Origin of the sequence: Iodidimonas gelatinilytica (assembly GCF_008579125.1) — a bacterium.
Classification (GTDB): Bacteria; Pseudomonadota; Alphaproteobacteria; order Sphingomonadales; family Rhodothalassiaceae; genus Iodidimonas; species Iodidimonas muriae.
This window is the reverse complement of sequence record NZ_BKCL01000001.1, coordinates 460,341-478,889: the sequence shown is the minus strand read 5'-3', so window position 1 is coordinate 478,889 and position 18,549 is coordinate 460,341. Positions and strand designations below refer to the sequence as shown.

18 protein-coding genes and 2 pseudogenes are annotated in these 18,549 nt (G+C 52.7%); 15 read left to right on the top strand and 5 right to left on the bottom strand.

Features of this window, described 5'->3' with window-relative positions:
- Positions 1 to 84 precede the first annotated feature (84 nt).
- The 13 genes and pseudogenes from rpsB to fabZ all read left to right on the top strand — a co-directional run bounded on the left by rpsB (position 85) and on the right by fabZ (position 10,750).
- Positions 85 to 885, top strand: coding sequence for a 30S ribosomal protein S2 (rpsB, locus tag JCM17844_RS02145; protein ID WP_149999431.1), 801 nt, complete (start codon positions 85 to 87; stop codon positions 883 to 885).
- A 74-nt stretch (positions 886 to 959) separates the two neighbouring features.
- Positions 960 to 1,886 (top strand): translation elongation factor Ts, encoded by a 927-nt coding sequence (gene tsf / locus JCM17844_RS02140; protein ID WP_149999430.1) that lies wholly within the window; start codon positions 960 to 962, stop codon positions 1,884 to 1,886.
- A 180-nt stretch (positions 1,887 to 2,066) separates the two neighbouring features.
- Positions 2,067 to 2,801, top strand: coding sequence for a UMP kinase (pyrH, locus tag JCM17844_RS02135; protein WP_149999429.1), 735 nt, complete (start codon positions 2,067 to 2,069; stop codon positions 2,799 to 2,801).
- On the top strand, positions 2,794 to 3,351 hold the full coding sequence (gene frr, locus JCM17844_RS02130) for a ribosome recycling factor (protein ID WP_149999428.1): 558 nt from the start codon (positions 2,794 to 2,796) through the stop codon (positions 3,349 to 3,351). The genes pyrH and frr overlap by 8 nt, the downstream gene beginning before the upstream one ends.
- The gene (locus JCM17844_RS02125) at positions 3,351 to 4,085 is read left to right on the top strand and encodes an isoprenyl transferase (protein ID WP_149999427.1); all 735 of its coding nucleotides are present in this window, start codon (positions 3,351 to 3,353) and stop codon (positions 4,083 to 4,085) included. Before frr ends, JCM17844_RS02125 begins: the two co-directional genes overlap by 1 nt.
- On the top strand, positions 4,075 to 4,923 hold the full coding sequence (locus JCM17844_RS02120; RefSeq protein WP_210431180.1) for a phosphatidate cytidylyltransferase: 849 nt from the start codon (positions 4,075 to 4,077) through the stop codon (positions 4,921 to 4,923). The genes JCM17844_RS02125 and JCM17844_RS02120 overlap by 11 nt, the downstream gene beginning before the upstream one ends.
- Before the next feature lie 15 nt (positions 4,924 to 4,938).
- Positions 4,939 to 6,101: pseudogene (locus JCM17844_RS02115) on the top strand (1-deoxy-D-xylulose-5-phosphate reductoisomerase).
- Positions 6,102 to 6,112: 11 nt separating this feature from the next.
- Positions 6,113 to 7,222, top strand: a complete 1,110-nt coding sequence (gene rseP, locus JCM17844_RS02110; protein WP_149999425.1) for an RIP metalloprotease RseP — start codon at positions 6,113 to 6,115, stop codon at positions 7,220 to 7,222.
- A gap of 61 nt (positions 7,223 to 7,283) precedes the next feature.
- A complete protein-coding gene (locus JCM17844_RS17060) occupies positions 7,284 to 7,775 on the top strand; it encodes a POTRA domain-containing protein (RefSeq protein WP_149999583.1) in 492 nt (163 codons plus the stop codon).
- On the top strand, positions 7,673 to 9,463 hold the full coding sequence (gene bamA, locus JCM17844_RS02100) for an outer membrane protein assembly factor BamA (RefSeq protein WP_149999424.1): 1,791 nt from the start codon (positions 7,673 to 7,675) through the stop codon (positions 9,461 to 9,463). The genes JCM17844_RS17060 and bamA overlap by 103 nt, the downstream gene beginning before the upstream one ends.
- Positions 9,379 to 9,651, top strand: coding sequence for a BamA/TamA family outer membrane protein (locus tag JCM17844_RS16290; RefSeq protein WP_149999423.1), 273 nt, complete (start codon positions 9,379 to 9,381; stop codon positions 9,649 to 9,651). Before bamA ends, JCM17844_RS16290 begins: the two co-directional genes overlap by 85 nt.
- A gap of 20 nt (positions 9,652 to 9,671) precedes the next feature.
- Positions 9,672 to 10,232, top strand: coding sequence for an OmpH/Skp family outer membrane protein (locus JCM17844_RS02090; RefSeq protein WP_210431176.1), 561 nt, complete (start codon positions 9,672 to 9,674; stop codon positions 10,230 to 10,232).
- Between the two features lie 56 nt (positions 10,233 to 10,288).
- Entirely contained in the window at positions 10,289 to 10,750 is a 462-nt protein-coding gene (gene fabZ, locus JCM17844_RS02085) for a 3-hydroxyacyl-ACP dehydratase FabZ (RefSeq protein WP_149999421.1), read from the top strand.
- A gap of 131 nt (positions 10,751 to 10,881) precedes the next feature.
- Here the strand turns inward: fabZ and JCM17844_RS15685 are convergent.
- The 3 genes and pseudogenes from JCM17844_RS15685 to gltX all read right to left on the bottom strand — a co-directional run bounded on the left by JCM17844_RS15685 (position 10,882) and on the right by gltX (position 14,304).
- A pseudogene (locus tag JCM17844_RS15685) lies at positions 10,882 to 11,342 on the bottom strand (RDD family protein).
- Positions 11,343 to 11,489: 147 nt separating this feature from the next.
- Positions 11,490 to 12,800 carry a citrate synthase gene (locus JCM17844_RS02075; protein ID WP_149999420.1) on the bottom strand — a complete coding sequence of 437 codons (1,311 nt, stop codon included), beginning with the start codon at positions 12,798 to 12,800 and terminating at the stop codon, positions 11,490 to 11,492.
- Between the two features lie 85 nt (positions 12,801 to 12,885).
- Positions 12,886 to 14,304 (bottom strand): glutamate--tRNA ligase, encoded by a 1,419-nt coding sequence (gene gltX / locus JCM17844_RS02070; protein ID WP_149999419.1) that lies wholly within the window; start codon positions 14,302 to 14,304, stop codon positions 12,886 to 12,888.
- Between the two features lie 129 nt (positions 14,305 to 14,433).
- Between gltX and JCM17844_RS02065 the strand changes: the two genes are divergently transcribed.
- Both JCM17844_RS02065 and JCM17844_RS02060 read left to right on the top strand, forming a co-directional pair.
- Positions 14,434 to 15,933, top strand: a complete 1,500-nt coding sequence (locus tag JCM17844_RS02065) for a ComEC/Rec2 family competence protein (protein ID WP_149999418.1) — start codon at positions 14,434 to 14,436, stop codon at positions 15,931 to 15,933.
- Entirely contained in the window at positions 15,930 to 16,565 is a 636-nt protein-coding gene (locus JCM17844_RS02060) for a hypothetical protein (protein ID WP_149999417.1), read from the top strand. The genes JCM17844_RS02065 and JCM17844_RS02060 overlap by 4 nt, the downstream gene beginning before the upstream one ends.
- Before the next feature lie 60 nt (positions 16,566 to 16,625).
- Here the strand turns inward: JCM17844_RS02060 and JCM17844_RS02055 are convergent, their stop codons facing one another.
- Positions 16,626 to 17,612, bottom strand: a complete 987-nt coding sequence (locus tag JCM17844_RS02055; protein WP_149999416.1) for a DUF2971 domain-containing protein — start codon at positions 17,610 to 17,612, stop codon at positions 16,626 to 16,628.
- A 221-nt stretch (positions 17,613 to 17,833) separates the two neighbouring features.
- On the bottom strand, positions 17,834 to 18,541 hold the full coding sequence (gene lexA, locus JCM17844_RS02050; protein ID WP_149999415.1) for a transcriptional repressor LexA: 708 nt from the start codon (positions 18,539 to 18,541) through the stop codon (positions 17,834 to 17,836).
- Positions 18,542 to 18,549 lie beyond the last annotated feature (8 nt).

Sequence of the window (18,549 nt, the reverse complement as noted above, 5' to 3'; positions counted from 1 at the left end):
AGGTCATTTCCCGCCATCCGGTGTTTCTGAATGTTCAGAGATATTTTGGCCCATGGAGGACGAACCGGTAAAGGAGAGAGACCTATGGCGCTGCCAGAATTCAGCATGCGTCAGCTTTTGGAAGCTGGCGTTCATTTCGGCCATCAAACCCATCGTTGGAATCCCAAGATGGGGCCGTATATTTTCGGTGATCGTAACGGCATTCATGTCGTTGATTTGTCGAAAACCGTTCCCCTGCTTGCACGTGCAATGAAAGAAGTTCGCGATGTTGTCGCCGGTGGTGGCCGCGTGCTTTTCGTTGGCACCAAACGTCAGGCATCCCCGATCGTGGCCGATGCGGCTCGTCGGTCCGGGCAATATTATGTGAACCATCGTTGGCTTGGCGGCATGCTGACCAACTGGCGGACCATTTCCCAGTCGATCAAGCGTTTGAAACAACTTGATGAGCGTTTGGCCGATACGGCAACTGGCTTCACCAAGAAAGAGCGCCTGCAATTGACCCGCCAGCGCGATAAGCTTGAACTGTCTTTGGGCGGTATTCGCGATATGGGTGGTCTGCCTGATCTCATCTTCATCATTGATACCAATCGTGAAGAAATTGCCATTCAAGAAGCCAATCGCCTTGGCATCCCCGTGGTGGCCGTGGTTGATACCAATTCCAATCCGGATGGCGTGTCTTTCCCTGTGCCGGGGAATGATGATGCCACCCGCGCCATCAAACTTTATTGTGACCTGATGGCGCTTTCCATTCTTGATGGGATCTCCGAGCAGCTCGGTGCCAGCGGTGCCGATATCGGTGCCATGGAAGAAGCGCCGGTTGAAGAAGCCCTTGTCGAAAGCGCGCAGCCTTCTGAAGAAAATGCCGCTCCGGCAAGTGCCGAATAAGGCTCCATACGGGGCGCGCATGAAAACCGTGCCGCCCCTTCGACCCTATCAGGATAAGACTCGAGGAAGAGAACATGGCTGGAATTACAGCTGCAATGGTGAAAGAGCTTCGCACAAAAACCGGTGCGGGCATGATGGATTGCAAAAAAGCGCTGGGTGAAAATGACGGCGATGTAGAAGCCGCCATCGATTGGCTGCGCAAAAAAGGTCTGGCAGCTGCTGCCAAGAAATCCGGTCGCGTGGCCTCTGAAGGTCTGATCGGCGTTGTTGCAAACGGTACGCGCGGCGCAATGGTTGAAGTGAATTCGGAAACCGATTTCGTCGCCCGTAACGACCAGTTCCAGGGCTTTGTGGGCGAAGTTGCCAAAATTACGCTTGCTGCGGGTTCCGATGTGGATGCCATCAAAGCCAGCGACTTTCCGGGCGCAGGCCGCACAGTGGAAGAGCAGGTCACGCATCTGATCGCCACGATTGGCGAGAATATGTCCTTGCGTCGCGCTGTTGCGCTTGAAGTCTCCGAAGGCTATGTGGGCAGCTATGTCCATGGCGCGGTTTCCGATGGCATTGGCAAGATCGGCGTTCTTGTGGCGCTGCAATCGAGTGCTTCGGAGGATGTTTTGGCGCCCTTGGCCAAGCATATTGCCATGCATGTGGCGGCAACGGCTCCGCAATCCCTGACGGTGGAAGACCTTGATCCCCAGTTGATCGAACGTGAAAAAACCATTTTCAGCGATCAGGCGCGCGCTTCTGGCAAGCCGGACAATATCATCGAAAAGATGATCGAAGGCCGTATGCGCAAATACTATGAAGAAGTGGTGTTGCTGCGTCAGGTTTCTGTTGTGGATGGTGAAAACCGTATTGAACAGGTTGTGGAAGCGGCGGCCAAAGCGGCTGGAACCCCCATTACACTGACCGCATTCAGCCGTTTTGCGCTGGGTGAAGGCGTGGAAAAAGAAGAAACCGATTTCGCTGCAGAAGTGAAAGCGGCCGCCGGCGTCTGATTTTTAGGCGACGGGCATGAAACAATCCAGCCCGGTGGCATATTTGCCTCCGGGTTTTTTTTGGAAAAAATCACCAGGATTGCTGTTTTCGTTGGTGGCAAGACACCGAAACTACGGTTAAGCTGCCGATCCGATCGTCAGCCGATCCACATATCCCTCTGGCAGATGGAAGTGCGTATTATGGCCTCTCCCAAATATAAGCGTATATTGCTTAAACTGTCCGGCGAGGCACTGATGGGTGATAATGCATATGGCATTGACCCTTCGGTGATCGACCGTGTGGCAGAAGATATCAGCGAAGCGCGCGATTTGGGTGCTGAAATTTGTTTGGTGGTGGGCGGCGGGAATATTTTTCGTGGGCTTTCCGCTGCAGCCAGTGGATTTGACCGTGCCTCGGCCGATTATATGGGCATGCTGGCGACGGTGATGAATGCTCTGGCTGTACAAAACGGCCTTGAAAAGCAAGGCATTCACACCCGCGTTTTGTCCGCCATTCCCATGTCCAGCGTGTGCGAACCTTATATTCGCCGTCGCGCCATCCGGCATATGGAAAAGGGCCGGGTGGTTATTTTCGCGGCCGGCACCGGCAATCCGTTTTTCACCACAGACACAGCCGCCGCCTTGCGGGCTGCTGAAATGTCGTGCGATGCCTTGTTGAAGGGCACGCAGGTGGATGGTGTTTATACGGCGGATCCGAAAAAAGACCCCACGGCAGAGCGATATGAAAGCCTGAGCTTTATGGATGTCTTGCGGCAGGATTTGCAGGTCATGGATGCTTCGGCTGTCAGCTTGTGTCGTGAGAACAAGATTCCTATTTTGGTTTTTTCAATTCAAAGCAAGGGGGAGCTGGCGCGCGTTTTAGGCGGGTCTGGCACTTGCACGATTGTTGGTGAGGAGGACGGAACCAATGGCTGAGCCCGATATCAAGGATCTCGAACGTCGGATGAATGGCGCAGTTGAAACCTTGCGCCAGGACTTTGCAGGATTGCGCACCGGGCGCGCCAATACGGCCATGCTGGACCCTGTTATGGTGGATGTTTATGGCGCGGCCATGCCCATCAATCAGGTTGCGACCATATCAACACCGGAAGCGCGGTTGCTTAGCGTACAGGTGTGGGACCGCAGCAATGTGAGCGCTGTAGAAAAGGCGATTCGCAATTCCGGTCTTGGCCTCAATCCCATGACCGAAGGCTCGACCTTGCGCATTCCCGTTCCTGAATTGAATGAAGAACGTCGGCGGGAAATGTCGAAAGTAGCCTCGAAATATGCCGAGCAATCCAAAGTTGCCATTCGCAATGTGCGCCGCGATGGTATGGATGGTGTGAAAAAGAGCGAAAAGAACGGCGATTTGGCGCAAGATGATGCCAAGAAATGGTCTGAGCGCATCCAGAAGCTGACAGACGATCATATCGCGCAGGTGGATGAGATTCTCAGCCATAAGGAAAAGGAGATCATGCAGGTCTGATGGCCTCTGTTCAGCCGACAATAGACAGTGCCAGTGCGGTCATTCCGCGCCATGTCGCCATTATCATGGACGGCAATGGCCGATGGGCGTCTGCGCACCATCTTCCCCGCGCCATGGGGCATCGGCGCGGCGCCGAAGCTGTGCGCCGGGCCGTGAAGGGCTGCATTTCGGAAGGCGTGTCCGTTCTTACGCTTTATGCGTTTTCTTCGGAAAACTGGAAACGGCCCGCCGATGAGGTGGAAGACCTTATGGGGCTTTTGCGCCTTTATTTGCGGCGCGAAATTGATGATCTGCATAAAAACGATGTGCGTCTGCGGTTTATGGGGGATGTGTCCAAACTCTCTCCGGACTTGCAAAAAATGATCTCTAGAGCAGAGACCCTAACAGCCCAGAACCAGACCCTGACCCTTGTGATTGCATTGAATTACGGATCGCAGTCGGAAATCGTTGCGGCCTGCCAGACTTTGGCAGCGAAAGTGGCAAAGGGCGAATTGGCCCCTGATGACATAACCGATGATCTTTTGGCGTCGCATCTACAATTGTCCGATCTGCCGCATCCTGATCTGGTTATCCGCACCAGCGGCGAGCGACGCTTGAGCAATTTTTTGCTTTGGCAATCGGCTTATGCGGAATTGCTGTTTCTCGATGTGCTCTGGCCCGATTTTAACGAGCAGACCCTCAAGGGTGCCATTGCGGATTATCAAAGACGGGAGCGACGTTTTGGTGGACGGTAGCAGCGACGAGCAAAGCCTTGAGGGGCGGGCCATCCCTGTACAAAGTGCCCCATCGCATTTGATGACGCGTGTGGCTTCTGCCTTGATTTTGATCCCCTTGGCGTTGACGGCGGTGTGGCTTGGCGGAGACTGGTTCGCAGGGCTTTTAAGCCTTGTGGGGATTTTGATGATCCTGGAATGGGGGCAGATCATTGGATTGCCAAAACGGGATCTGGGGCTTTTTCTTGCGCTTAATCTGATGCTAGTTACGGGCTTTATCTTGCTGCCTGTTGATATGTTGTTGCCACATTGGGCAGGGGTAACTGTCGGATTGTCCCTGTATTTTCTGTTGTTCGGTGCCTTTTTCAAATCAGCGCGTCCGGTTATCTGGCTGGGGCTGGCGACCCTTTATTGCTGGACACCGCTTTATGCCCTTTATTGGTTGCGCGGGGCGGAAAACGGCTTGTGGCTGGTGGCGTGGGTGCTTTTGGTGGTGTGGGGCACGGATATCGGCGGCTATTTTGTTGGCCGATCCGTGGGGGGTGCCAAACTCGTGCCACAAATTAGCCCCAACAAGACATGGTCTGGCCTTATTGGTGGCATGGCGCTTGCCGCATTGGCTGGGTTGATCGGGGCCATATGGTTCGACCTTGGTTCAATCATGCTTTTGGCCAGTCTGGGAGCCTTGTTGGCCATTGTGGGGCAGGCTGGCGATATTGTGGAAAGCGCGTTGAAACGGCGATTTGGGGTAAAAGATTCTGGCCGAATCATCCCCGGGCACGGGGGTGTGCTTGATCGGGTTGATGGTTTGGTTTTCGTGGCTCCAGTGGTGGCGCTGGCTGTCGCGCTTTATAATTAAAAGATGGGCACTTTGATGAACGAAACGCGCAGTATTACAATTTTGGGGTCCACCGGATCGATCGGGTGCAATACCCTTGATCTGATTGAAGCGAACCCCGATCAGTGGCGCGTTGTGGCGCTTACAGCCAACAGGAATGTGGCCAAACTGGCCGAACAGGCGCGGCGCGTTGGTGCCGAGCATGCAGTGATCGCTGATCCGGATCACTATACGGCACTCAAAGAGGCATTGGCAGGCAGCGGCATCAAGGTGTCCGCTGGGCCGCAGGCTTTGGTGGATGCCGCACAAGAGCCCGCCGATTGGGTGATGGCCGGGATTGTCGGTGCAGCGGGCCTTGCCCCCACATTGGCAGCGGTCAAACGCGGGGCGATGGTTGGCCTTGCCAATAAGGAATGTCTGGTTTGTGCCGGTGATCTGGTGATGAAAGCCGTGAAAGAATGCGGCGCAACCATTTTACCCGTCGATTCCGAACATAATGCGATTTTTCAGGTCTTTGATTTTGTCCGTTCAGAAGGCGTTTCCAAAATTATCCTCACCGCTTCCGGAGGGCCATTCCGCACCCGCCCACGCCACAGCCTGGCAACGGTCACGCCGGAAGAGGCGGTGAAGCATCCCAATTGGGCCATGGGCGCGAAAATCTCTATCGATTCTGCCACGATGATGAACAAAGGGCTGGAACTGATTGAAGCCTATCATCTTTTCCCTCTTCCCGAAGATAAGATAGAAATTCTTGTCCACCCGCAATCGGTGATCCATTCCATGGTGGAATATGTTGATGGATCGGTTTTGGCACAGCTTGGCAGCCGGATATGCGCACGCCCATCGCTTATTCATTGGCATGGCCAGCGCGGATGCCAGCCCCTGTGAAGCGGCTTGATCTGGCGCAAATTTCGCGGCTGGATTTCGAGGCTCCCGATGACACGCAATTCCCGGCCTTGCGCATGGCTCGTGAGGCTTTGCGTCAGGGGGGATTCGCACCGACAATCCTGAATGCCGCCAACGAAATTGCCGTTGCGGCTTTTCTGGATCGGCGCATCGGCTTTTTGGATATCACATCTGTGGTCGAGAATTGTTTAGCCGCGTTTCCGCATAGCGAACCGGACAGCTTGGAAAGCATCTATGATATGGATGCCCGCGTCCGCGCCCAAGCGGATATATGCATCAAAGCGTTGGCATAGGGACATAGACTATGGAAACCGATGGCCCCGGCCTGATTTTTACGATTCTCAGCTTTCTGTTGGCGCTCACCATATTGGTTTTCGTACATGAATGGGGCCATTATATCGTCGCGCGCTTTTTCAAAGTGCGGGTCGAGGTGTTTTCCATTGGATTTGGACGGGAAATTTACGGCTGGACGGCGAAAAGCGGGACCCGCTGGAAAATCAGCCTTCTCCCTTTGGGCGGCTATGTGCGGTTTTTCGGTGATGCCGATGCGGCCAGCAAGGGAGCAGCCAATCTGGACAGCACCCTAAGCGCGGAAGAGCGTGCCGTGTGTTTTCACTTCAAGCCTGTGGGGCAACGGGCGGCGATCGTTGCCGCTGGTCCGCTGATCAATTTTCTGTTTGCCATTCTCATCTATTTCGGCCTGTTCATGAGCTATGGACAGCCGGTGCAACCCCCCATTGTTGCCGGGCTTGCACCGGATATGCCTGCGCAAGCTGCGGGCCTGCAGGAAGGGGACCGCATCCTTTCCGTTGCCGGGCATAAAATCGAAGATGTGCGTGATCTGGTGCGCACAGTGTCGCTTTATCCAAAAATGGCCGTGGATATCACATTTCAACGGGACGGGCAGCGCATGGATAGCCGCGTGACCCTCGCGGAAGATCTGCAAGTCGACCGTTTCGGGAATGAATATCGGCGCGGATTGCTGGGGGTGCAGCTGGATGCGCCGACAGAGATTCGCACTGTCGGGCCTATCGAAGCCTTTGGTGATTCCGTTTCGGAAACCCTGACCATGGCCCGAATGATGCTGACGGCGACCGGGCAGGTGATTATGGGGATTCGCTCTCTTGACGATCTTGGCGGCCCGGTGAAAATTGCTAAAGTGACGGGTGAGCAAGCGTCATTGGGATGGTTGGCCTTTATCGAGTTTGTGGCGCTGATTTCCATCAATTTGGGGCTTGTGAACCTGTTTCCCATTCCTATGCTGGATGGGGGACATCTGTTGTTTCATCTGTTCGAGGCCATCAAAGGATCGCCGGTTAATGCCCGAATTCAGGAGATGGGATATATGGTCGGCTTCGCCCTTATTATCGGGCTAATGCTTTTTCTGACCTTGAACGACTTGCAATCTTTGTAGCCTTACGACAGTGTGCGCACGCATCCGTTATGAATTTCAATTATTATAAAAGGTCTGTGAAATTGCGTTCGATCTTGCTTGTCCGGGTGCTTGCGTTTCTGTTTGTGATTGGCTGCATAGGGCTTTTGACTGTGCCAGCTCCGTCAAAGCGCAAGGGTCTGCTCCTTTTCCTTCGGGGGAAGGGCGGATTGAAGGAATCGCGGTTTCCGGGATTCAGCGTATTGAGCCAGCCACGGTTGTCTCATATCTTTCGGTTCGGGTCGGTGACCCATTTGATCCCGAAAGATTGGATGACAGCTTGAAACGGCTGTTTGCAACGGGGCTGTTCGCGGACGTTTCCTTCGACCGCAACGGCAATACGTTGGTGATTCAGGTCACGGAAAATCCCATTATCAACCGCATTATTTTCGACGGAAATAAGCGGCTGGATAATGAAGAGCTGAGCGCGAGGTGCAATTGCGCCCGCGTATTGTTTTCACCCGTGCCAAAGTGCAGGCCGACGTACAGCGCATGCTGGACCTTTACCAACGGTCCGGGCGCTTTGCTGCTGTGATTGAACCAAAGGTGGTGCAGCTTCCGCAAAACCGCGTCGATTTGATCTTCGAGATTTCGGAAGGGCCGAAAAGTAAGATCCGGCGGATCAATTTTATCGGGAATACGGCCTTTTCCGACAAGGATTTGCGCGAACAGCTTGCCACCACGGAAGCGCGTTGGTGGCGGCTTTTTGGATCGAACGATACCTATGATCCCGATCGTCAGGCCTTTGACCGCGAACAGCTTCGCCGGTTTTATTTCAATAACGGTTATGCGGATTTCCGGGTGATTTCTGCTACGGCCGAGCTGACCCCGGACAGGGAAGATTTTATCGTCACCTTCGTTGTGGAAGAAGGCGAGATTTATCATTTCGGCACCGTCGATGTGGAAAGTGAAATCCGCGACATCGATGAAGGGCTGTTTCGTGTTTTTCTCGGGATGCGTGAAGGCCAGCTTTATAATCTGGACAGAATCACTGACACGGTGGATCGGCTGACCAATGCGGCCGGTGTGTTGGGTTACGCCTTTGTCAATGTGCGGCCCATGCCGCGCAAAAACCGGGAAACCAGAACGCTGGATATCACATTCAGGGTGCTGGACGCGCCGCGCGTTTATGTGGAGCGTATTGCCGTGCATGGCAATGTGCGTACCCGTGATGAAGTGGTTCGCCGTGAATTCCGACTTGTGGAAGGCGATGCGTTCAATCTTTCAAAGATGGAACGCTCTCGCCAGCGCATCCAGTCTTTGGGCTTCTTCCGTGAGTCAGAGGTGGAACAGCTTCCCGGGAGCCGTCAAGACCGATTGGTCCTTGATGTGAGCTTGCAAGAAGATGCAACCGGTGAATTGTCCCTTGGGGCTGCTTTTTCCAGTCTGGAAAACTTCATTTTCGAGTTCAGCATCCGGGAACGAAATCTTTTGGGACGGGCGCAGGAATTGCGGTTGAATTTCTCGCTGTCCAGCTTGCGTCAGCAGATTGATGTCGGTTTCACGGAACCGCGCTTCTTGGGGCGCAATATTTCGGCAGGGATCGATCTGTTCCGGATCAATCTTGAACAGAGCCAATTCAGTAGCTTCCAGACCACCACCACCGGTATTTCCTTCCGCCTTGGTCTGCCCATTGCAGAACGTGCGGTCTTGGCCTTGCGTTATTCCATCCGGCGCGATTTGGTGGATATTGGCAATATCGATCCGAACAGAACGTCCCGTTTCATTCGTGATCAGCTTGGCGATAATATTACGTCATTGTTCGGCTATAGCCTGATCTATGACAGCCTCAACCATCCCTTGCGGCCCACCCGTGGCCAACGGGCCGTATTCAGCCAGGATCTTGCCGGTTTGGGCGGCGATATCTTTTATCTTCGGACCCGCCTGGATTATGATAAATTCATTCCGCTGATCTGGGGCTTCTATGGGCGCCTGGGTGCAGAGGGTGGTTATATCCGGGGGCTCGGTCAGGATATTCGCATCAATGACCGTTTCTTCCTTGGTGGCCCCAAAGTGCGTGGCTTTGATACGGCCGGCCTTGGCCCTGCGGCTGTTCTTCTGGATGATGATGCAACCCGATCACCGGCCTTCGCCCCGATTTCATCGGGGGCGAGGCTTTCTATCAGGGAACGGCCGAATTGTTCCTTCCTTTGGGTGAAGCCGCGCGTGAAATGGGCGTTCAGGCCAGCCTGTATCTGGATGCCGCATCTTTGTTCGAATTGAGCAATGATTTCGACTTCGAGGGTGAGGCAGTGTTTGGTGACACTGCGGAACCACGCGTTTCGGTTGGTGTTGGTGTTGCGTGGGAATCGCCTTTCGGGCCGTTCCGTATCGATTTTGCCAAGATTTTGAAGAGCCAACCGTTTGATGACACAAAATCGTTTCAATTTAATGTTGGAACCAGCTTCTAAAGTATAAGGGAGGACCTATCGTGCTTCGTAATCTGTTTCTTACCATCGGCCTGCTGTTTCTTGTGGGATCGGCCCACGCGCAATCCGTTCCCAATTCGAAGATCATTGTGGTTGATTTCGACCGGGTGTCGCGGGAATCGCTCGTAGGCAAGGACATTGCTGCTCAAACGCAATCTTTCCGCGTTGATCTGGAAGGCCGGGCCCGTGCGGTTCAGCAAGAATTGTCAACGGAAGAGGAAGAGCTGGCAAAACAGCGGTCTATCATCAGTCAGGATGCCTTTAACGAGCGCGTTCGTGCATTCCAGCAAAAAGCGCAACAGCGCCAGGCTGAATTGCAGCAGATTGACCGCCAAAGCGGCCAGGCCATGCAACAGGCCAATCTGGAAGTTCAACGCTCTTTACGTCCCATCGTGCGTGAAATCATGGAAGCCAAAGGGGCCAATATGGTTCTGGATAAAGCCTTGGTTTCGCATCATGCATCGGGCCTTGATGTGACGACAGAAGTGATCGAGAAGCTGGACGAAACCATGCCGAGCTTTGATGTTTCTCTTCCAAAAACCGGGTCCGCTACGTCGAACTGACCGGCGAAGACCCTCGTTTTTTATGCTGTCTCTCACGAATAAGGTAAGAGCTTAGGATGGATATGCTTGATACGCTTGAGATCGGTGACATCGTTCGCAAGATTCCACACCGGTTCCCCTTCCTGCTGGTGGATCGTGTGCGCGATATTGAACCGGGTGAGCGTGCAACTGGCATCAAAAATGTCACCATCAACGAACCGTTTTTCCCCGGTCACTTTCCCGAACGCCCGGTTATGCCCGGTGTTTTGATCATTGAGGCCATGGCGCAAACCTGCGGCATCCTTGTGGTTCATACCATGGGAGAGGAAGGGGAAGGGCGCCTTGTTTATTTCATGAGCATCGACAATGCCCGCTTCCGTAAACCGGTGGTTCCCGGGGATGTTTTGCATCTGGAGGTGAGCAAAGACCGTGCACGCGGCAATGTCTGGCGCTTTAATTGCGTGGCAAAGGTAGAAGGCGCGGTTGTCGCGCAGGCTACAGTTGCGGCGATGCTTTTGGAAAAAGAGAAAGAAAACTGAACAACCGTTCTTGTTTTTGGCCTAAAAAATAAGCCGTCGATCAACAGGATCGGCGGCTTTTTTATGCGATGTGTTTTGAAAGAACAATCAATGGCGAAACCAATATTCCGGCTTCGCCAGGATCTTCGGAATTATTTGCGTTCCTTTAAGACAAGACAGCCGGCGATCATGTCGTGAAGGCCCTGTTTGCGCTTTGTGAACAAGATCATCACATAACCGATCAGCAATATAATCGTGCTGAGTATTTTTCCGAAATGCCGCCCTGTGGCGCGTAGGAATGAAATTCGCTGGCCATTCATATCGGTCACTTTAATGCCGATGGCCGCCTTGCCCAGCGTTGCCTGCTTTTCCGAGCTTTCCATGAGGCAAAATAAAGCCAGCCAACAACGCCCCCGACAATATTCGAATATAGCTCAATGGTTTCTTGCTCGCTTCCCAAGATACTCAAAACGACACCAAAAACGAGGCCAATGAGAAAACTGATGAAAAACAAAATAATAAAATCGATGACTGCAGCCAGAATGCGCCATCCACTGGCATAGATGTATCCTGCTGGAGGTTGAAATGTACGATCTTGATGTATCTCTTCCATAAGTATTTCCCCGATTTCTGTTGTAAGATGAAGCGTTTACCTAAGCTCTAACGTAGATCATCTAAATTTCCGGTGCTCTGTCCATAAAAAAACACCGGCCATCCATGACAGCCGGTGTTTTCATTATTGCAATAAACGCAGAACGCTTCAGCGTTTGTCCATGGGGATATAATCCCGCCGCGTTGCGCCTGTATAAAGCTGGCGTGGACGGCCAATGCGCTGAACCGGGTCCGAAATCATTTCGTTCCACTGCGCCACCCAGCCTACGGTGCGGGCTACGGCGAACAAGACCGTGAACATAGAGGTCGGGAAGCCCATGGCCGATAGAATGATGCCTGAATAGAAATCCACATTGGGGTAGAGTTTCTTTTCGACGAAATATTCGTCTTCCAGAGCAATTTTCTCAAGCTCTCGCGCCACATCAAAAAGCGGGTTCTTGATGTTGAGTTCATTGAGAACCTCATGGGCGGTTTTACGCAGCACCGTCGCCCGCGGATCGTAATTCTTATAAACCCGATGGCCAAAGCCCATCAGGCGGAAGGGATCGTTTTTGTCTTTGGCGCGTTCGATATATTCCGGGATCCGGTCTGGCGTACCAATTTCTTCCAGCATTTTCAGAGCAGCTTCATTGGCGCCACCATGGGCAGGGCCCCAAAGGCACGCGCAACCGGCAGAAATACAGGCAAAGGGATTGGCGCCAGAAGAACCGGCCAACCGGACCGTGGATGTGGAGGCATTTTGTTCATGGTCCGCATGCAGCGTGAAGATCATGTCCATCGCCCGTTCCAAAGTCGGGCTGACTTTGTATGTTTCACATGGCACGGAGAACATCATGTGCAGGAAATTGCCCGCATAAGACAAATCGTTCCGGGGGTAGCTAAAGGGTTGGCCCACGGAATATTTATAGGCCATGGCGGCAATGGTCGGAATTTTTGCGATCATGCGATAGCTGGCAATAATCCGCTGACGCTCGTCGGAAATGTCTGTGCTGTCATGATAGAAAGCCGCCAACGCGCCAACCACGCCCACCATGATGGCCATCGGATGGGCATCGCGGCGGAAGCCACTGAAGAAGTGGTTCAACTGCTCATGCACCATCGTATGATAGGTGATGTCGTGCATGAATTTGTCTTTTTGCTCTTTCGTGGGCAATTCGCCATTCAAAAGCAGATAAGACACTTCCATGAAATCGCTGTTCTGGGCCAACTGCTCGATCGGATATCCACGATAGAGCAATTCACCTTTGTCACCGTCGATATAGGTGATCTTTGATTCGCAGCTCGCCGTTGAGGTGAAGGCCGGATCATAGGTGAACTTCCCGGTTTTGGCGTACAGCTTCCTGATATCAATGACCTCTGGGCCGACTGTTCCGGACTTGAGCGGCAGTTCGATGCCCACACCTTCACCATTCAGCGAAAGAGAGGGGCCTTGTGTGCCTTGAGCGGAATTTTTGCTCATAGGGAATTTCTCCTTAACCCTAGACTGCTACCGATTTGGAGCGTTGCGATTTTGGCAGAATTGCCAATCGACACATGGTCGTCTCTTAAAGAGACGACTGGTCGTGCAAACGCCCCAAACTTTCATCACGCCCAAGCACTTCCAGAACGTCGAAAATGCCGGGCGAAACATTGCTTCCCGTAAGCGCTGCGCGCATGGGCTGCGCAACCTTACCCAATTTTATATCTGCGGATTGTGCGAAGTCTTGAACGGCACTTTCCAGACTGGATGCCGTCCAATCCTCTACAGCTTCCAATCGTTGAGCGACAGATGCGAGAACGGCCCGTGAGGCGTCATCCAGAATTTTTGTCGCCTTGTCATTCATTTCAAGCGGACGGGACTTGAAAAGAAAGTGAGCGCTTTCACCCAGCTCGACGAGTGTTTTGGCCCGCTCTTTCAATCCCGGCATGGCTTTGGTCAGCACAGCCTTGTCCGCATCATCAAATGCGCGGTTAAAATGCGCGGCAAGCAATGGCTCTGTCAATTCAACAAGATGTTCATTGTTTGCTTCACGGATATAGTGTCCATTGAAGTTTGCCAACTTCTTGAAATCGAAGCGCGCTGCCCCTTTGCCGATGCCTTCAAGGGAAAACAGGCGAATGGCTTCTTCGGTGGACAAAAGCTCCGTGTCCCCATGGCCCCAGCCAAGGCGCAGCAGATAATTTCTCAAGGCTTCGGGCAGATATCCCATATCGCGGTACGCGTCGACGCCCAAGGCTCCATGACGTTTGGACAGCTTTTTACCGTCCGCGCCATGAATCAACGGAATATGTGCATAAATCGGTGGCTCCCAGCCCATGGCACGAACAAGCTGAACCTGTCGGAAAGCATTGGTGAGATGGTCGTCGCCGCGAATGACATGGGTAACACCCATATCGAAATCATCCACAACCACCGACAACATATAGGTGGGCGAGCCGTCGGAGCGCAAAAGCACCATGTCGTCCAATTCATCATTGGAAACACGCACGCGCCCTTGGACTTGATCTTCAATCACCGTTTCGCCATCGCGCGGGGCCTTGAAGCGCACCACAAAGCTGCCATCTTGCGGAACATCGTCCGGTTGTTTGTCCCGCCACGGGCTGTCAAAGCGCAAAGACTTGCCCGCAGCTCGGGCGGCTTCGCGGGCGGCTTGCACCTCTTCTTGGCTGGCAAAGCAGCGATAGGCATGGCCGGATTCCAGCAAGCTTTCGGCGACCTCGCGGTGGCGGTCGGCCCGTGAGGCCTGAGATACCGCATCCCCATCCCAATCAAGGCCCAGCCATTTCATGCCATCAAGGATTGCTTCTATGGCTTCATCGGTGGAGCGTTTGCGGTCGGTATCTTCGATTCGCAACAAGAATTTGCCCTGATGATGGCGGGCAAATAACCAGTTAAACAATGCGGTTCTGGCACCACCAATATGCAAAAAGCCGGTGGGAGACGGCGCAAAACGAGTCACAACAGGCGTGGAGGGGGAACCCATGCTCTTCAAAATCTCTCATATTTGGTTAGACTAACAGACAGATACGTTGCAGGCTGCACAGATCCGCATCCACCCCAAGGCTGAACGCTGACATGTGACCGCGTGGCCTTCTAGCACATTGATTGCAAAGTGACAAAGAGCCCTGTCCATATCGCTGTGTCGCGCGCCGTCGATCACGTGGCAGGCTTCTATCATCCACTTGAAATTAAAAGAATTTTAGAAGAATCCATCCTTTCGGAGCGAGAGCATTGGCTGTTATGGACGCCGGTGTTTTTGGCTTTGGGAATCGGCGGATATTTCCTTTTGCCCATTGAACCGCCTGGTTTGGTGGTCATTTTGGGCCTGTGCGTGGCATTTGCCGCTGTGGTTTTAAGCCAACCCGGCATCAGGCTCGCCTTTATTGCCCTTATGATCTTTATGAGCGGCCTTGGCCTTGCCCAATGGCGCAATGACAGGGTTGCTGCCCCGCAAATCATTGATGGATCACATAGTTTCTCGGTGGAAGGCACCGTGGAAGCCGTGGAGCCACAAGACAATGGCCATGTGCGGATTTTGCTGGACGCCTTAAAGATAAAAACACTGGCTCTTGAGGACACGCCGCAGCGCGTGCGCATTACGGTTCGCACCGATAGCCATGATGTGACCGCAGGGGACCGTGTTTCCCTGCGGGCGATCTTGTCCCCTCCGCCCGATCCCGTTGCCCCTTATGCCTTCGATTTTGCCCGCGATTCGTGGTTCAAGCGCATTGGTGGCGTGGGGTTTGCCGTTACGGATCTTGCGATTCTGGAAAGGCCCACCACGCGCAGCCTCACCAATCGGGTGAATGGATTGCGTCAATATATCGCCCATCGGACCACGATGCGGCTGGACAATCGGGCAGGGGGAATTGCGGCAGCTTTGCTTACCGGCTTGCGCGGTTATATGGCGGAAGATGATGTGGAAGCCATGCGTATTGCGGGATTGGCTCATCTTTTGGCCATTTCCGGCTTGCATCTTGGGCTTGTGGCCAGCACGGCCTTTTTTCTGATTCGTCTGGGGGCCGCCGCCATTCCGGCCATCGCCCTGCGCTTTGATACAAGGAAGGCCGCCGCCATCATGGCGTGGCTGGTGGCTTTTGCGTATTTCTGGCTGGCCGGGGCCACCATTCCCACCCAACGCGCGTTCTTGATGATCAGCATTGTTTTGCTGGCTTTGCTGATAGGACGGCAGCCCATTTCTTTGCGTGTGGTGGCGCTATCGGCCTTGCTGATTTTAATCGCTACGCCAGAGGCATTGCTATCGGTCAGTTTTCAAATGTCTTTTGCTGCCGTCACCGCCCTTGTGGCTGCATATGAGGTGCTGGCTCCCAAACTTGCCCCATGGCGGCGGCGTGCCGGTTTCGGCAAACGGACGGCTTTATATTTTCTTGGGGTGGTTTTAACGACCCTGATTGCCGAAGCCGCCATTGCTCCTTTTTCCGCATATCATTTCAACCAGTTGACCAGCTATGGCCTGATTGCCAATCTGGTTGCTGTTCCGTTGATGGCCTTTGTGGTTATGCCTTTGGGGTTATTGGCTTTGTTGCTGATGCCTTTTGGGGGGGATGGTCCGGTATTGGACCTTATGGCTTTGCCATTTCCGGGATTTTGAGCACCGCTCATCAGGTTTCGGGCTTTCCCGGCGCGGAAATCGTCGTGCGCAGCGTTCCAGCCTTTGTCCCGGTGCTTTTCACCCTTGGCGTCTTATGCCTCGCATTATGGAAGACACGGCCTCTTCGGCTGATGGCCGTGCCGTTTTTTTGTGTCGCGGTGGCCATTCTGGCCGCCAGCAAGCCCCCCGATCTGTTGATCAGCCGCGATGCGGATTTGTTTGCCGCCCGTACATCTGATGGTCTGGCGGTTTCAACCATGAGCAAAGCCCGATATAGCCGCGAGCAATGGACGGCGATGATTGGTGCCTCATCGGTTTATTTGTGGAGCACCAGCACCACGAACAAGCCCCCGCCGGTTCGTTGCGATCGATTTGGGTGTAGCCTTGGGGAGACGCCACACAGAATCAGCTTTGCATTTACCCCTGAAGCACTGCGCGAAGACTGCCAAACCGCAACGCTTTTGATTGCGGCCATTCCGGTGCGCCAGAACTGCCCCGCACCATCCAAAATCATCGACCGTTTCGATGTGTGGCGCGATGGAGCTTATGCCCTGTGGATCGATGGCGATGAAATCAAAAGCCGGTCCGTTCGCCAAGTGCGCGGCCAACGCCCTTGGGTGCGAAGCCGATGATCTCCATGGCCCATAGGCCAAGTCCGTGTGGCGGGAAGGGGCTGTAAAATGTCACCTAAATCAGGTGCGAAGGGGGATGCCTGTAATAATGACCTTTTCTTCAGGATTAGGTACCTTGAGGCGTGTAAGTTCAGCAATAAAGGCCTGCGCAATAACATGACTATGCTGGGAAGGCCCAATTAACAGACGATCCAATAAATGCGGCAAGGTTACCCCTACAAGAGTTTCTTCAGGGTAATCCCGAAACGGAATAGCATAAACTCTTTGTGGCACCCCTCCGATCTCTAAAATCTCAGTCGGAACACGACGCAATTGCTCTTCTTTTTCATCTGTTTGTAAAAGAGTTGGAGAGTGAATCACACGCCATTCTTTTTCTTCTTGAAAAGCTGGGTGTTTTGTTGATTGCACTATTGAACGAAAAACAAGATTAAGAATATGAAATACACCTTTACAATTAAAATTATTTTCTAAAAAATTAATATTCTTCTCAATTTCTGTAGCAATTTCTTGAAAGAAATCCAAAAATTTATCTGGAGTAGTGTATAATACTGGAAATGAAAAGGCATTAAGAGCATTATTTTCATTAAGAAAAGGGCCATTATTCATAATCAATGCTACTCCATCCTTTGGAGCATAAGCACGCCACATTGATAGGCGTCCAAATTCGTCTTCATGGCCTTCATCATGCTCGGAGACTGACATCAGGTAGGTTTCGTCCAAAATATCCTTATATTGGCTGTTAAGACTATCCTCTAATTGTTGAGGAAGATCATTTTGAATTTTTCTTAACGTCGTTTTTAATCGTTCACCCGAAGGCCCGTTATAGGCCCGCGATAGACATTCCCAACCATAATGACCTTCAGAAAAATCATTCATCACCTTGGAATTGCGCAGAAGCATCTTATTAGATTGAATGATTTTCAATCCTGCTTCAGCAGATGTGTAGTGTGAAAAACGAATGTTGTTTTCTTCAATTCTTTTCATTTCCTCAGAATAATAAGGCAGGAAAATTTTTTCTATTTGTTCGTATAAATGATTTTTAACCATAAAAATATAACCATCTTACTTAAGGGGTGACTCTATTCTTACGTGTAATATATTATTGTAGCTATATAAATACTTTAACGACGATATGGTCTTTCATATCCGGCGAAAGCCGATGATCTCCATGGCCCATAGGCCAAGTCCGTGTGGCGGGAAGGGGCCAGAGCGATACAAAGAGACATGGGAAACAGGGCAGATAAGCCCTGGCACCACATTATGATCGCCTAATATCGGCGCAAAAGACCCACAAGGCGACCTTGGATTTTCACCCGCTCTGCCGCTAAACGCTGGGTTTTATGGCTGGCATTCGAGGGGATCAATTCCACATCCCGGCCCGCGCGGCGCAAGGTTTTGAGCGTGGCTTCCTGATCGTCCACCAAGGCAACCACGATTTCACCATCATGGGCACTTTCACAGCCCTTGATCACCACCGTATCGCCATCCATGATACCGCTTTCGATCATGCTGTCGCCATCAACGGTCAGTGCGAAATGGTCGCCGGTTCCGAACATGCTTTGCGGTACGGTGATATAGCTGTCTACAGTCTCTAATGCCTCGATGGGTGTTCCTGCGGCGATGCGCCCATGAAGGGGAATATCCACCTGATCCGATGCGGGCGACTGATCACGACCATGGGAAGGCTGTGCTTCCGGCTTTGCCGGGGCGCTAAACGGCACCACATTGGCCGACATCTGCCCACGGTCAGCATCACCGGTGCCATCGGGCATACGCACAATGTCCAAAGCACGGGCTTTGTTGGGCAAACGGCGGATAAAACCGCGCTCTTCCAATGCGGTAATCAGGCGATGAATGCCGGATTTCGATTTCAGGCCCAAAGCATCCTTCATTTCATCAAAAGAAGGCGAAACGCCATCCGCCGACAAGCGGCTGTGGATGAACAAAAGAAGCTGGTGCTGTTTGGCTGTAAGCATTGGATGCG

What these genes read in the sequence shown, in the direction of transcription:
- JCM17844_RS02125 (WP_149999427.1), top strand. Translation starts at nt 3,351, where the DNA reads ATGGCCTCTGTTCAGCCGACAATAGACAGTGCCAGTGCGGTCATTCCG.
- JCM17844_RS02055 (WP_149999416.1), bottom strand. Translation starts at nt 17,612, where the DNA reads ATGGTTAAAAATCATTTATACGAACAAATAGAAAAAATTTTCCTGCCT.
- gltX (WP_149999419.1), bottom strand. Translation starts at nt 14,304, where the DNA reads ATGGGTTCCCCCTCCACGCCTGTTGTGACTCGTTTTGCGCCGTCTCCC.
- fabZ (WP_149999421.1), top strand. Translation starts at nt 10,289, where the DNA reads ATGGATATGCTTGATACGCTTGAGATCGGTGACATCGTTCGCAAGATT.
- JCM17844_RS02075 (WP_149999420.1), bottom strand. Translation starts at nt 12,800, where the DNA reads ATGAGCAAAAATTCCGCTCAAGGCACACAAGGCCCCTCTCTTTCGCTG.
- tsf (WP_149999430.1), top strand. Translation starts at nt 960, where the DNA reads ATGGCTGGAATTACAGCTGCAATGGTGAAAGAGCTTCGCACAAAAACC.
- lexA (WP_149999415.1), bottom strand. Translation starts at nt 18,541, where the DNA reads ATGCTTACAGCCAAACAGCACCAGCTTCTTTTGTTCATCCACAGCCGC.
- frr (WP_149999428.1), top strand. Translation starts at nt 2,794, where the DNA reads ATGGCTGAGCCCGATATCAAGGATCTCGAACGTCGGATGAATGGCGCA.
- rpsB (WP_149999431.1), top strand. Translation starts at nt 85, where the DNA reads ATGGCGCTGCCAGAATTCAGCATGCGTCAGCTTTTGGAAGCTGGCGTT.
- rseP (WP_149999425.1), top strand. Translation starts at nt 6,113, where the DNA reads ATGGAAACCGATGGCCCCGGCCTGATTTTTACGATTCTCAGCTTTCTG.
- pyrH (WP_149999429.1), top strand. Translation starts at nt 2,067, where the DNA reads ATGGCCTCTCCCAAATATAAGCGTATATTGCTTAAACTGTCCGGCGAG.